Here is a 14,242-nt window from a genome sequence, read left to right as displayed (position 1 = left end):
AACTAGTTACCTAATTTTAAGATTTCACTACCGGCCAATAAAAAAGCTCCGGTACCAAAATTTTGCCAGCTGTCAGCGGAAGCTGGCTCTGGACTAGCTCCAATATCTTGTACCCAACCAACCATACCATTTTCCTTTTGGCATTTTTGCAAGGCATTCCATGCTTTGGTTACCACTGGGGTGTATTCTTTTTTGTTCAAAATACCGTTATTGATTCCCCAAGTAAGGGCAAAAGTGTAAAAACCGCTACCACTCACTTCACCGTGATCATACGATTCTGGAGATAACAAACTGGTTCTCCATAAACCATCGGAATGTTGTACCTCCTTTATTTTGGCCGCCATCTCTTTGTAAAGGTTCAAATAGAAATTACGGTGTTGATAATCTTTGGGCATATCCTCCAAAATCAAGGCAAGCCCCCCAATTACCCAACCATTTCCACGGGACCAGAAAATCTTTTTCCCATTCTCTTCTTTCAAATCCTCCTCGGTTCCCTTCCATAAAAAACGGATGTCACGAGCAAACAAGTGTTCCTCCTTATCATATAACAAATCATATGTCTCGAGGTACAGCTCATGCATTTTATCCAAATACGAGCGGTCACTGGTCAATTTTGAATATACGGTGAGTACCGGTGGCGCCATAAAAAGAGCATCACACCACCACCATAAAATTTGTTGGTCTTTACCTTCTATACCTTCTCTCCACGGATGCGGCTTGTAAAGATGATCTGTTAAAAATCGTTCCGTAGGCTCTAAGTCAACCATTCCCTTTCTAATCTCGTTCACATAGAGATAGGAATAGGAAATAATAATATCATCTGCATGGTAAAAACGGTCCCAAGGTTTCCATTCATTTTGGTAGCCCATGTTTTTTAAAGCAGCAGAGAAAATGGGGTTATTAGTAGATTCATGTGCTTTGGTTACCCCTACATAATAGGCACCATTGGTCCAGTCGGTAGGAGCCGAAGTAAAAATAGGATGTTGTTCTTGCCACTCCATAGCCTTGACCATCGATGCTTCTACGTTTTTAGTATCAATTTTTTGGGCGGTCAGAAAAGTAATGGAAATTACAGGCAGTAGTCTGATGACATATTTGATCAAACGAATCATGTGAATCATAAAGTTGAGTATTAAGTTGTTGAATTGAAGATTATTAAAGTACTAAATATTTAAAAGGAATTAATAGCCAGTTCAATTTTATGCTTTCCTGGAGTAAGTCTTACGGAAGTGAAATTCGGATTGACTTTCTGACCGTTATGGGAAACGGATTTACCTTCGGTATCTACCAAAGTAAATTCAGCTACCATATTCGCAGGAATCTCAATCGTGTATCGTTGCAGACGATTATTCACTTTTTTATAATCCGCTTTTATACTTCCTAAAAGGGTGGGCACTTCAATAGAACTCTCGGTCAAACGTGAAAGTTGTGGTCTAATTTGTGCTACTTTGAACCCTGGTTTCAATGGTTGAATTCCCCATAGCCCCCTAGGAATACTATTGGCAGGAACAGCTCCCCAAGCATGGTTCCAATCGGCATTAGGTTTATATTTCATATCCCAAGCCTCTAAAGTAATGGTCGAGCCAATACGGATCATATTGTACCAACTACGGTCTGTAGTGGAAGTAAGCAAATCCAATGCATAATCGCCAGCACCGGCCCTGTACAAACCATCCATCAAATATTGCGCACCATAAACGCTACAGGCCATTCCACGTGATTTAATGAAGTCAATGACGGATTTTTTGTGTTTCTCCGGCACGATACCAAAAGCCAAAGGCAACATATTGGCATGAATAGAAGAGTGGTTAGAGCCCTCCCCATCAACATAGGCGCCGGTTGTAGCATCAAATAGCTTTTCATTGATAGCTTTCTTTGCTTTCAATGCCCGCATCTCATAATCAAGGGCTTCTTGGTCTTTACCAAGTAAGGTGGCGAACTCGGCCATTATTAACATATTTTGATAATAAAAACTGTTCACAACCGTATTATATGGCTTAAAATCAAAACCGTCACGCTCACCGGTAACATTGGGGTCGCCTCCCCAATTGGCAGGTGGCCAATCAACAATATCCCTAAAGGTTTCCTTCAAATCATCCGGAAAACCTAGTTTTTTCATGAGTTCTGGATTCATTTTATCGGAAGTAATGAGTCCGTCTTCCCTTGCCAATGCATATAGGGTTTTATGCTTTAACTGTTCATAGTATTTCTCAATCAGTTCCGTATTACCGGTATACATGTAATCTGCATAAAACATGAGGGCCACATGCTGCTGCCACTCTGTGGGCCATGTGGGGTTTTCCATGAAATATTCAATAGTCTGCCGGGCAATGGCATACTCCCTGTCTGTGGTATAATGACTTAACTGATTGAGATAGGCATCCGCTTCATAGGGAATTCGCTCTCGGTCACCATCTACATACAGTCCATTAAAAGTGGTGGCCTTTATAGAGTATTTGCACAAATCCCACACTTGATTTAAAACAGCATCGTCACTTGTGAAACTGCTGGTATCATCTTCCCAATAACTATGAAAAGCCAATTGCGTAAAACCCTCCTTTTTCAAAGGTTCTTTGGCCCCTTCCACCTCAGCATACCTAAATGGCATTAAAACAGGAAAACCTTTCGGTAATGGCAATGCCTTACCTGGGAGTGTGTTTCTTTTGTTTATTTTAACGGGTAGCTGGTATTCCGTTTTTTCAGGGCTTACAGCTATTTCAATCTCTTGGAAACGAATATGGCTTCTTTTATCAGGAGTTCGGTTTATGTTGCCATTTTCCAATTGCTCTCCAATTCTAAAAGTTAAAGTGTGAGGCTCTTTTGCCCTGTATTTGAAATTAAGGGTAGCGAAGGCATCTTTGCCAAAATCCATAAAATAAAACTGATCTCTTTTTTCCAGTGTTTGAGGGTGGATGCTGTCTATCTGAAATTTATTTGCCGTTGTAATAGTTTTATCCGGTCGTCTGGAAGTGACAAATTTTTGCGTCTTTGAATAGGCCGATAAACGATTATCCTCATCCCAAATGCGTACCTTCCAAAAATAGGATTCCCCTCTTTCCAAAGGTTCTTTCGCTAAAGCGATATTGTTGGAACGACCACTTCTAACCTGTCCGCTGTTCCATATATCCCCAATATTCCTATCGATGTTTTCCTGTGATGAAGCCAGTAGAATTTGATATGCGGATTGTAGCACTGCAGCAGTTGGTACTTCCCAACCAAATTCCGGGTTTAAATCCAATATCTTACTTTCCCCAGGTTGTCTGATCATTTCCACCGTCAAGTTGGTGGGACCACTCAAAAGTCCGTCCGAAAACTTCTCAATTAGTTCATCGGTCTTTTTGCGAAAAGTAGAGAGTTTTTGGACATATATAGGGTTTAGGGCCAAGTTCTTTGTTTCCTTGGGGTCATCTTTAAGATAATAGAGTTCCTCAACGGTTTGGTCGTTTACGTATCTAAAATACTTCCAATCTTTAGTCCTCACGCCTTCGCTGGGCGGAATATTCTCAATTTCCCATATATGTTCTATTAAAACGGTATCACGCAGCGTATTTCTGTTTCCTCCATTTAGCAATGGCTTTAGACTTTTTCCATGCCATTCTTGGGGTGCAGTAATTCCCGCAAAATCTAAAATGGTAGAAGGCACATCCACATTTAGCACCATTGCTTCGCTATCTTTTTGTTTTCGTTCCCTAGGGTCGAAAACAATTAAAGGCACGCGAACTGAATTATCGTACATTAACCATTTACCGGCCAGTTGGCGTTCGCCTAGAAAATAGCCATTATCACCCATAAGAATTATTATTGTGTTTTCATCTAGACCTTTTTCCTCTAAAAGCTTCCTGATTTTACCTAACTCCCTGTCGATTCCCGAAATCATGCGGTAATAGCCCTTCACGCTATGCTGATACTTTTCCGGGGTGTCATAACGCCAATACCAACGGGTGCGATTAAAACCTTCCCTTACGAATTTTGGCTGTTCTAGAAAATACTTCTCCTTCCCTAGTTCAGGATCAGGAACGGTAGTTTGAGCCAACAGACCGTCGCTCTCTTTTTGCCAGAAATACTGGTCTTCTGCGGCATCATGGGCGTGTGGCGCACTAAAACTTAGGGAAAGACAAAATGGGGATTCAGTTGCGGCGTTTTCTATAAAGTCAAGCGCCTGCTGACCCGTGTACCTCGTTAGATGAACCGTATCTTTACCAATGGTTTTATAGTAGTAGCCCCGTTTATCTTTATAAGCACCATTTCTATCGTAGGATTCAAAATCATCAAACTGTTTGGCCAAGGAATCATATCTAACTCCATATTTTCCGTAGAACGCGGTGCGATAGCCATTTTCTTTCAATATCCTAGGGTAGGATGTAGCCATATAAGATGACCTAATATTTCCGGTCTGAAAATTATACCCGTGGGTTCTTTCATATAAACCGGTAAGAATACTGGCTCTACTAGCCGCACAAATAGGCGTAGATACCATGGCATTTTTAAAATAGGTACCTTGTTTGGCCAATCGGTCCATCTCCGGGGTGGATATCAATTTATTTCCAGCATATCCTAAGGCATCAAAGCGTTGGTCATCTGTAAGAATGAAAATTATATTGGGCCTCTTGTCCAATTGCTTCTTTTGGGCACCAAGTGGAATAGAGATTAAAATGAAAAACAAGATAGCAGCACACCGCACCACTTTGGTTATCAGATTCATATAACGATAATGTTTGAAAGTATTCAAAAGTTTGGCAAAGTCCCGAAAACTGGGAACTTTCGAACATACGCAAAATAGTGCTTGCCGCTATCCTGTACTATCCTGAGAATGCCTTAACACTCATCAAGATTTAAGAAGTTATTACGTTTTTAAATTGCTTTGAAATAGTAAATTTGCCCGCATGTTCGGAAAGCTTCGAAATCACATTTTTACTAAATTCCTTTGGGGGTTTATGGGGTTATACCTGCTAAACATTAGTATTGATAACCCTGATGCCCATTCGAATGAGATTTCCGAGAATCTCAGTATAAATGACCAAGAGAGTATTATTGAATTGGTACTGGAAAAGGTATTAGGTTTTGAAGATGCGATTCAAGAACATGATGACCCTGATTCTGAAGAACCCAATCAAAAAAATACCATCAAGGTCGATTTTATAGTGCCTTTAATTAAAGATGAAAACAACCTAGTTTTTCCTTTGAATTTAAAGGCCAATTTTCCTGAGTACTTAGCTTTTCTCCCTTCGGGTTATTTCGGACAAGTGAAGCCTCCACCAAAGGTTTGATTTATTGCTCTGTAGAAACCTAACCCCATTGAAAATCAATCACTGGGGACATTTACTTTGTTTTAAATAAATCAAAAAAATTATGAAATTTAAAGAATTAGTCTTGCCATTCATTTTGGCAACAACCCTTCATACCTATGCGCAATCCACAAATCGATCAGCGGAAAAAGAAGCACCTGTCAAAGTGTTGCATGCAGAACCGCTGTATATTGACCTCATACGCGATTTGGGAGCTCGAAAAGGCGAAAAAGAATGGAACTTAGGCCTCGGTCTTGCGGATAATCTGGACTTTGATTCCTATGAAGCACTTATTGAATACGAATGGGCGCCCATAGATAGATTAGGACTCGAAGTCGAGTTGCCCTTCACCTTTTACTCTAGATTAAAAGGAACCGACAGTGCTGATGTGCCTTCCAATCAACTGAATAGCATAAAAGTGGCGGCTCAATGGTCATTTTTTGTAAATGAGGCCACAGCCACTTCTATGGCGCTTGGTTTTATCAATGAATTTGAATTATCAAGTTTTCAGAATTTTGGAAAGCCTTTAGTAATGGGAAACGTTTACAATCCTTTTTTAGTGGTGGCCAAGCGATGGGGCACCAACTTTCATTCATTGGTTTATACTGGTCCCATGATAGCACAGCATTTTGAGACCAATGATGTTCACGTGACCTATGATATCAATACCAGTTTTCATTATATGATTACGGGCACTCGTAATTTTATTGGTGTAGAATTTAACAAGACCTTGGATAAAAAAGATTTTGATATGACCATTCGTCCTCAAATGAGAGTAGGCATAGCAGACAATTTTATGGTCGGCATTGTGGCAGGGATACCGGTCAGTAGGGAAAACCAACGTTTTAGTTCATTTCTCAGACTCATATGGGAGCCTGGTCATCAAAAATAAAATCCTTACTTAAGAATTAAGCTAAAACCGAGGGCTATTCTACCAAGAGAAAACCCTCGGTTTCTTACCTCTTCCTGTAATCCTTTTGAAAATGAAGTGAGATTTTTATTTCAATTTGAGGATTTCCCACCTTACAATTGTGTTTAACTACTGAAAATCAGCATATTTAAGGTTAAAAATTAGTATATTCTTGTCTGAAAATATATCCCTTCTATTTTTGCAAAACCAATTTAAAAAACCAACCCCCAAAGAAAATGATTAGGAGCTACTGGAACGAACAATGGAAAACGGTCGTATTTGATGAAAAAATATTGGAAAGTGAACGCTATAAAATTTCAAGTCACGGCCGAGTCATCAACTGCAAAGGTGAAAAAGAAGAAATAGCAAAAGAGTCTTTTGTAAATGGCTATCAAGTTATTCGCTTGCGCTTGAAACAACCGCGAAAATGGACGTGCCGCTACGTTCATAAACTTGTTGCAGAGCATTTTCTGGAACAAAATGACGCCAAGTACGTTATTCATCTCAACTATAAAAAGACCGATAATAAAGTTGAAAACCTAAAGTGGGTCAGTAAAAAGGAAAAAGAGGAACACCAGTTCAGTAATCCTGAGTATAAGAACAAGCCTAGAAAACGAACCTATTCCAAGCTTACAGAGGCGAAAGTAAAGCTTATCAAAAGAAAAATCAACGACCCTAATCGCAGAACCCGACTGAAAATGATCGCAAAGCAATTTGGCATTTCTGAAATGCAGCTTTATCGCATTAAAACAGGTGAGAATTGGGGCAGCGTTACCGAAGATTGATAAGGAGGAAGTAAAGTCATTTTCATCTTTTGGGATTAGGGTTTCAAATTCAATCTGCTGTGCTTTATTCAGTCTTAAACTCAAAAATGGGAGAAGTTGAAGTGAACCCTTTTTCATCTTCACTTATTACTTTCCAAAAATAAACGGTATTAGGTTCCAAGTCCAGCAACTCTAGAGTTTGAATGCTAGTAGTGCCAAATAGAGTTTTGGGCGGATTCTCTGTGCCTACATATATCTTATAATGAAGTGTTTCACTATCAACATCCTTACCTAACCATTGTAAAGTAACCGGCCCCGTTGCAGTACTGCCCATTTGAGGTTCTTGAACCTCCGCTGGAAAAGGGGCATAATTGACTACGCCTTCGCCTGCGTTATAAAATCTCCATTTATCACTGTATACTTCATCTTCAATAGCATCAGATTTTGATATAACATACCATTCATAGGGAGTATTACGGTCTAAAACAACACCGATGGAATTTTCAAGCGTATTGGTTTCAATAATTTCGCCAGAGATTAGATTGTTGATCACCAACGTATACCTATCCGTATTTGCGGAACTGTTCCAATCAAAAACAAGACGACTTTTGGAACTTGAAATGACATTGCCCTCCAAACACTCCTCCCCATTCACTGGAAAGATCAAGGTTGCAGATTCAGGTGGTACCACTTTTTCAACCTCCTTATTGGCTTCATTATTATTACTACAACTGACCAGAAAAGCGGTCAAAAATAGGATTGTGGAAAAACGTACTTTCAAATTCACATCTTTACAATTTTCGTTTGCTTTTTAAACTTGCCTCCCGTAAGTAACAAAAAATAAACTCCAGCACTCAAATGGCCCAAATCAAGTTCCTTAAATCCCTTTAAATCTGTTTGACTTTCATGGACTATGATTCCGTTCATAGCTATGATCTGTAAGATCATTTTTTCTTTCGGTTGATTAGAAATGCCCACGGTCAACTTATCTTCAAAAGCGTTTGGGAATACCATAAAATCCTCTAGTACCATAAATGTCTCTTCGTAAACCCCCTGGCAATCCCTGGACGTCCTAACAACAACTTTGTTTTCACCATTTTGTAAGTCAATTTTCAAAGTGGAATCTGTTGTTTCAATTGTCTTAGAATTATGGGTAACCACATATTTCTGACCACCTTTCATGTTCAAGTTAAGCTGGTCTTTAAGGGTGTTTACCTCAGCATTTACATCAAGTGGTTCGGGATCCTCTAAAACCACCGAAAAACACTGTTCATAGGTGGGGTCAACATCTGTAGTTATACAAACGGTATATGTGCCCGCTAACAAATCATTGAAACTGGTTTCTGAAGTAAAATTTAGACTGGCATTGGATTCTTTGAGATTAGCTGTAAAATTGGTATTAGCTTCAATAGAGGTAATGGCAATGACCCCATCGTTATTCGCCGCACAGCTACTGCCAATGGATTTGATTTTAAAATTATCTGCGGGCAACGTAAACACCACACAACCGGTAGTATTGACCGTTTCACCTAATGGCGTCTCCGGACAGAGATCTTCCTCATTTTTTACGCCATCGCCGTCCGTATCATTGGGATCGAGTGCTATACAATTTTCTCCCGGTAAACCATAACAGCCTATGCCAGATGGCCCGTATTTTGGATTCCATGATATGCCGGCAGTCCAATAAGCACCTCCAAACTCGTAAGCGCCAACATCCGGTTTGTTACCTAAAAATCCCTCTGTTATTCCGGCAATTTCTCTTCCCTGGTCTATGGGGCTGCTGCTAGGCTTTAAATAAAAATTGCTTGCAGCAGCATCGTTAAAAACACTTGAACTTACTATTAGATTATTTTGTTTATCGGATTGTGGCTCCCAATTGCCATCTTTCCCTAGGTTGTTCCACACCCGTACATTACTAAAGGCCGTACCATCTTTGTGCCAAGCACCCATAACCTCAGAACCATTCCATAAGGTGTTGTTGAAAATATCAATATCTGTACCGTCCCAGTTGATTTGCACATTGGTCCATTCCGTATTCCAAATAACGTTGTGGTGTACCACAAAACCCGCTGCATCATTATCCAAATACACCCCTGCGGCCTTGTATTTACTGCCACTGGATGAAGTATCATGAAACCAATTATGGTGAATTTCTGTGGTGTATTGCGCGCCTACGGTATAAAACAGGGCACAGTCATCAGCAACCAAATTACTTTGCGAAACGTCATTAAAGGCAAATTCATTGTTAGTTCCACTATATTGAATGGCATCCCTCCCTCCCCTAAAGACCGTATTATTTTTGATTAGGCTGTTGTTGATTCCCCTAACCACCAAAGGACCATCATATAATCCATAGAAATTGAAATCATGAATGTAGTTATCCAATATTTGCTGATTATTGCCACGGACCACCAATCCTGCGGCGGAATTAAAAGCTATTTCGCACTTTTCAATTCGGTTGTTAGAACCCTGTAGCGTTATATTAGCCTTGTTGGAGCGAGAACTATTCGTGATACCTTGAGTGTGGTCCCCATATAAACTAGTTACTCCATAAAGTACATTATTGGTGGTTTTACTATTTGCGTTCGTTCCCCACCAAGTACTACTATCCTCCATGTTTATAGACCCACCAAACACGGCAAGATTTCGTATTTCTATGTAGGATTTATCCTTTAGGTTGATGGTTTCCAACCGTCTGCGCATTTGAACAGAACCATCAGCAGGGGCAGTACCATTTGGTAGTTGCACATAGAGCGTGCTTGATGTTTCATCAAAATACCATTCATTTTCATAGTCCAACGCCCCTTTTACGCCTTCCAGATAAAAATCACCCAAATCTGCAGGGGCATGGAAAGTTCGTACCCAACTTTCATTTTGGTTAGTGGTTAAATCAAAATTTACTCTACCAGCTGAACTACTCGATATTTCTCTTTTCCAGGCCAACCAACCACTACCAGGCTTGTCTCCGTAGAACCAAACTGCCCCTCCTGTCCAATCAATACCGGGTATAGAGACCTCTGAAAGAAAGGCATCGTTAACTACCTCTCCGCCGCTACCTCCCGTATTTCTTACGCTTCCCAAAGCAAAGGGGTCGGTATTCGTTTTATTGGGCCATCGGGCTAAATCCAAGGCAGTTTCTTGGTGCATCACAAAATTCTGCTGGCCTAAAGAGGAAAACGGAATGACCTTTTTGTAGATGGCGCCTCCTTCTTGTGTGAAACCACTAAGTGCTTCCATAGCCGAAATAATGACGCGTTCTCCGGGAAAGGACTGAAAAATTATCGGTTGTCCGGCACTTCCAGAATTTAAAGGTATCAACGTCTCTTCATAGGTGCCCTCCCTAATAAAAACGACATCACCCGCAACAGCTACACTTGCCGCTTTATTTAAGGTAAGATAAGGATTTTCCAAGGAGCCATCATTGGTATCGTCCCCATTCTTTGCCACATAAATATCCTTGGCAAATATATTACAAGAGATAGTCATTAGGGCCAAGACCCAAAAACAAGTTGATTTTAATACCATAAGTTTCGGTTTAAGCAAGTACGTTAAGTTTACCGAACCGAAGCTAGTGCTATTCTTTTCTAAGCGCTATGGCATATGATTTTTAAGCTACCTGAAATGATTTTATCCTACCAAAGGTGGCTTATCCGTTATAAAAGGTTGGTGGTAATAGCGTCTACCCGTTGCTTTGTACATTGCATTGCCCAAAGCCGCAAAAATTGGTGGAAACGTTGGTTCTCCCAACCCAGTTGGGTTTTCACCATTCGTAATAAAATGGACCTCAATTGCCTTGGGTACCTCTTTCATTCGTATCATTCTGTAAGTGTCAAAATTGGATTTTTGAGGAACGCCATTTTCAATAGGCATTTCGCCAAATAAAGCATTCCCAATTCCATCCACTATACCCCCTTCTGCCATATTTCTGGCAGAATCTGGATTTATAACGATACCGCAATCCAAGACACAGGTAACCTTACTTATAGAAGGTAAACCTGCTTCCATTTTTAGCTCCAAAACCTGAGCGGCATAAGAATTATGACAGAAATAAGCTGAAACGCCTTTGCCTGATCTTTCAGAAATGGTATCCCAACCTGATTTTTCGCGAACCTGTTTTAAAACTTCTGCATACCTATTGGGATCATAATCATTGTTTTCACCTACAGGATTACTTTTTGCCCTTTCTAGTAACTCCAACCTAAAATCAATTGGGTCCTTCCCCAGTGTTTCTGCCACTTCATCTAAAAAAGCCTGCTCGGCAAATGCTGCAAAATTGGAACGTGGTGCCCTAAAAGAGCCTATAGTTATATTGGAATCTATGGTCCAGCTTTCCGCTAAATAATTGGATACGGCTCCTGCCGGAAATCTATTTGCATATAACGGACTTTCTGGCACTCCGCCTGCGTTTACCTGTATCGCAGTTAGGTTATTTTCCGCATCAATAGCAGCCTTATAGGTAACATGATACATAGACCTGTAAATTCCGGCAGTCATGTCGTCCTCACGGCTGTACACTAATTTTATGGGAGCGTTCATTTTTTGGGATATTAATGCGGCTTCAATCGCCCAATGAGAATATGACCTACGGCCGTAACCACCTCCTAAACGGGTCATTTCAATCTCGATATTTTCTAACGGAATCCCTGTTCGGGCAGAGAGCGTTTGTTCCGTAAATTCTGGCTTTTGCACAGGTCCGCTCAATCGCGCTTTGCCATTACGCACATCTGCAAAAAAATTCATGGGCTCCATACAATTGTGGGTTAGAAAAGGAGCGGTGTATGTTCTTTCAACAATCCTTTTGGCTTGTAAAAACGCTTTTTCCGGATTGCCATCCCTTCTAACTGTTTCAGCATTTTGCTTGGCATGCCGTTCCATTGCTTTATAGTGCTCAGAAGAACTTTCCATACCTGAGGGGATGCGTTCTTCAAAATTACGGCCACTATAATGCTTTCTTTTTGTGATGGACTCTTTACTGTTTACATAATCTACTTCAAGTACTTTTTTGGCCTGCATAACTTGCCACGTTCTTTCACCAACAATTACGGCAACTTCATTGAAACTTCGGGTGTCAAAATGTGTTTTTACGTAGTCATCATTGTAAAGCTTAATGGTGAAAATGTCTTTAATACCAGGCATTATTTTGGCCTCAGCGTCATTGACTGATTTTATCTCTTGACCAAATGCCGGTGGGTGCACCACCATGGCAATCAACATTCCTTCTTTAATAGTATCTATTCCAAACAGTGGTTTTCCTGTTACAATGTTTATACCTTCAACATTTTTCTTTGAGTTTCCAATGATGTGAAACTCATCAGGATTTTTCAAAAGAACTTCTTCCGGAATTTCTAAGCCTGATGCTGCATTGGCAAATTCACCATAGCCAGCGGACTTACCAGAAGATTCATGTATTAACCGTCCGTCTTTTGTTTTGATAGTATCGATACCAACGTTCCATTGTTTTGCAGCGGCCATTTTCAACATGTGCCTTGCTGTAGCCCCTGCTTTCCGCAATCCTGGCCAGCCACGGCGAATTGCCTGACTACCACCTATAAATTGAAAACTAAAGGCATCTGTGTTCAATGGCGCTTGTTCTACCACCACGTTTTCCCATGCAACATCCAACTCATCTGCAATAACCATGGGCATACTGGTTTTAACGTTTTGACCTGCTTCCGGATTGGGAGACATAATAGTTACCACACCATTATCGGCTATTTTCAAATAGCCATTTATTTTAAACCATTCCTTTGGGGCACTGTCAATGGAATTTTCTTTAGAACCATTAGGCTTACAAGCATTCAAGAAACTAAAACCTAATATAAGAGCCCCACTACCCATACCCGCATTTTTGATAAAGGAACGTCTTCCCATTTTAATTTTTGTAGTCGGCATAATTCTTACTTTAGGTTTAAACTTTTTAGTCACTCAATTGCCCCATCTTCTTAAATATATCTGGCATCGTTTCTTTATCTATAGGCTTCATGTCAATTAACTCTAGCTTCTTGACCATTTTTAAAGTTGCCGTTTTGTAATGCTTGAAATGTGGTGAATTCAAGTGCTCTTCATAGGCCTTTCTATTGGCATAGATTTCCAATAAACGAATCTGGTTCTCATTCTCTTCTATGTACATGGGATAGATGCAGATTACCCCCTTTTCCAATCGCACCGAAGCTTCAGCTTCCTCTTTTAAAATAGTCAGATAATCCTGTAAATGTTCAGGATAAATTTCAAGTACGGCAATTCTCACCATCATGCTCGCATCAGTGAAATCATCTGTACTTTTTTCTATGGTCTGACTGACGAGTGATGAGAACATCAGCATAAGACCCATGATTACCATCGAAAACCGGAACCCTATTTTCGTACCAGTAATTTTCATTGATCCAAATGTTCCTTCAGGAAATCGATAACCTTGTTGCGAATATCATCCGCATCGAACATTTCACCGTAATGAGGCGCATCCTTAACAATGATCAATTCATTTTCAATACCCTTTGTGGTAAGCCACGAGCTAATTAATTGTGAGTGCCTAGGGTCTACCATATCGTCCTTTTCCCCATGAATAATAAGAAATGGAGGGTCTCCTTTATCAATGTATGTGGTGGGGCTAGCAATTTTGGCCAAATCAGGGCGCTCTACCGGTGTTGCACCGATAAGCAAAGCTTCGGGTGACTCGGGGTCATTCGCACCAGGAAATAGTATTAATTCAGCTGGGCCGTAAAAATCGACTACCGCCTTAAATTGAAAATCATCGCTCGTGCCTGGCATAAAAAATTCCCCAACTTTATTATTTTTTGAGAGCCCCATCATAGAAGCTAGGTGTCCACCGGCTGAAAAGCCCATCACCGCTATTTTGTCCGCGTCAAAACCATATTCATCAGCATGGTCGACCAAAAATGATACCGCTGCATTACAGTCTTGTATCTGAGCTGGAAATTTTGCCTGTGTTGCAAAACGATAATCAATGGATGCCAATGCATACCCACTTTCTATAATTTCCGATACGGTCTTCTTCATGTAGCCCATATCGGCATATTTGTCGTTTACGATCCAGCCACCGCCATGAACAAAAACAATGAGAGGCATTCTTTTTTCAGGCTTGGGAGGTAAGTAAATATCCAAGAGATGCTTTTGAAGTGTATCGTTATTATAATTGATATTACCATGCAGTACCGTACCCTTCGGAAACCAATCGATCACCTTATTCTCTTGGCTGCATGACCAACTCAAAAAGCCGAATACAAAGCAAATAGTAATTATCCCTTTTTCTCTCATATAATGAT

At 40.4% G+C, this 14,242-nt stretch carries 10 protein-coding genes; 3 read left to right on the top strand and 7 right to left on the bottom strand.

Annotated features, from left to right (window positions below; translation table 11 throughout):
- Positions 1-2: 2 nt before the first annotated feature.
- Both BIZ36_RS14985 and BIZ36_RS14980 read right to left on the bottom strand, forming a co-directional pair.
- Positions 3-1,121, bottom strand: a complete 1,119-nt coding sequence (locus BIZ36_RS14985) for a glycoside hydrolase family 88/105 protein (RefSeq protein WP_187458703.1) — start codon at positions 1,119-1,121, stop codon at positions 3-5.
- A gap of 50 nt (positions 1,122-1,171) precedes the next feature.
- Entirely contained in the window at positions 1,172-4,702 is a 3,531-nt protein-coding gene (locus tag BIZ36_RS14980; RefSeq protein ID WP_187458702.1) for an alpha-L-rhamnosidase-related protein, read from the bottom strand.
- 232 nt (positions 4,703-4,934) lie between these two features.
- Here BIZ36_RS14980 and BIZ36_RS14975 point away from each other — a divergent pair, with 232 nt between their 5' ends.
- The 3 genes from BIZ36_RS14975 (at position 4,935) to BIZ36_RS14965 (ending at position 6,980) form a co-directional block, all read left to right on the top strand.
- On the top strand, positions 4,935-5,267 hold the full coding sequence (locus BIZ36_RS14975) for a hypothetical protein (protein WP_222937411.1): 333 nt from the start codon (positions 4,935-4,937) through the stop codon (positions 5,265-5,267).
- 82 nt (positions 5,268-5,349) lie between these two features.
- Complete coding sequence (locus BIZ36_RS14970; protein ID WP_187458700.1) at positions 5,350-6,177, top strand: HAEPLYID family protein; 828 nt, start codon at positions 5,350-5,352, stop codon at positions 6,175-6,177.
- Between the two features lie 254 nt (positions 6,178-6,431).
- Entirely contained in the window at positions 6,432-6,980 is a 549-nt protein-coding gene (locus BIZ36_RS14965) for an NUMOD4 domain-containing protein (RefSeq protein ID WP_187458699.1), read from the top strand.
- A gap of 64 nt (positions 6,981-7,044) precedes the next feature.
- On the opposite strand, the gene BIZ36_RS14960 is transcribed toward BIZ36_RS14965, so the two are convergent.
- The 5 genes from BIZ36_RS14960 to BIZ36_RS14940 all read right to left on the bottom strand — a co-directional run bounded on the left by BIZ36_RS14960 (position 7,045) and on the right by BIZ36_RS14940 (position 14,234).
- The gene (locus BIZ36_RS14960; RefSeq protein ID WP_187458698.1) at positions 7,045-7,746 is read right to left on the bottom strand and encodes a hypothetical protein; all 702 of its coding nucleotides are present in this window, start codon (positions 7,744-7,746) and stop codon (positions 7,045-7,047) included.
- Complete coding sequence (locus tag BIZ36_RS14955) at positions 7,743-10,484, bottom strand: right-handed parallel beta-helix repeat-containing protein (protein ID WP_187458697.1); 2,742 nt, start codon at positions 10,482-10,484, stop codon at positions 7,743-7,745. The genes BIZ36_RS14960 and BIZ36_RS14955 overlap by 4 nt, the downstream gene beginning before the upstream one ends.
- Before the next feature lie 102 nt (positions 10,485-10,586).
- Entirely contained in the window at positions 10,587-12,851 is a 2,265-nt protein-coding gene (locus tag BIZ36_RS14950) for a xanthine dehydrogenase family protein molybdopterin-binding subunit (protein WP_187458696.1), read from the bottom strand.
- A gap of 25 nt (positions 12,852-12,876) precedes the next feature.
- Positions 12,877-13,338, bottom strand: a complete 462-nt coding sequence (locus tag BIZ36_RS14945; protein WP_286174821.1) for a putative quinol monooxygenase — start codon at positions 13,336-13,338, stop codon at positions 12,877-12,879.
- Positions 13,335-14,234 carry an alpha/beta hydrolase gene (locus BIZ36_RS14940; RefSeq protein ID WP_187458695.1) on the bottom strand — a complete coding sequence of 300 codons (900 nt, stop codon included), beginning with the start codon at positions 14,232-14,234 and terminating at the stop codon, positions 13,335-13,337. Before BIZ36_RS14940 ends, BIZ36_RS14945 begins: the two co-directional genes overlap by 4 nt.
- Positions 14,235-14,242: the final 8 nt, after the last annotated feature.

Origin of the sequence: Cytophaga sp. FL35, from assembly GCF_014349235.1 — a bacterium.
GTDB lineage: Bacteria > Bacteroidota > Bacteroidia > Flavobacteriales > Flavobacteriaceae > Euzebyella.
The sequence above is the reverse complement of the archived record's forward strand: the minus strand, read 5'-3'. Positions and strand labels throughout refer to the sequence as shown.

Bases quoted from the DNA above. Each gene is read 5' to 3' on its own strand.
- BIZ36_RS14985 (WP_187458703.1), bottom strand. From the start codon at position 1,121: ATGATTCACATGATTCGTTTGATCAAATATGTCATCAGACTACTGCCT.
- BIZ36_RS14980 (WP_187458702.1), bottom strand. From the start codon at position 4,702: ATGAATCTGATAACCAAAGTGGTGCGGTGTGCTGCTATCTTGTTTTTC.
- BIZ36_RS14975 (WP_222937411.1), top strand. From the start codon at position 4,935: ATGGGGTTATACCTGCTAAACATTAGTATTGATAACCCTGATGCCCAT.
- BIZ36_RS14970 (WP_187458700.1), top strand. From the start codon at position 5,350: ATGAAATTTAAAGAATTAGTCTTGCCATTCATTTTGGCAACAACCCTT.
- BIZ36_RS14965 (WP_187458699.1), top strand. From the start codon at position 6,432: ATGATTAGGAGCTACTGGAACGAACAATGGAAAACGGTCGTATTTGAT.
- BIZ36_RS14955 (WP_187458697.1), bottom strand. From the start codon at position 10,484: ATGGTATTAAAATCAACTTGTTTTTGGGTCTTGGCCCTAATGACTATC.
- BIZ36_RS14950 (WP_187458696.1), bottom strand. From the start codon at position 12,851: ATGCCGACTACAAAAATTAAAATGGGAAGACGTTCCTTTATCAAAAAT.
- BIZ36_RS14945 (WP_286174821.1), bottom strand. From the start codon at position 13,338: ATGAAAATTACTGGTACGAAAATAGGGTTCCGGTTTTCGATGGTAATC.
- BIZ36_RS14940 (WP_187458695.1), bottom strand. From the start codon at position 14,234: ATGAGAGAAAAAGGGATAATTACTATTTGCTTTGTATTCGGCTTTTTG.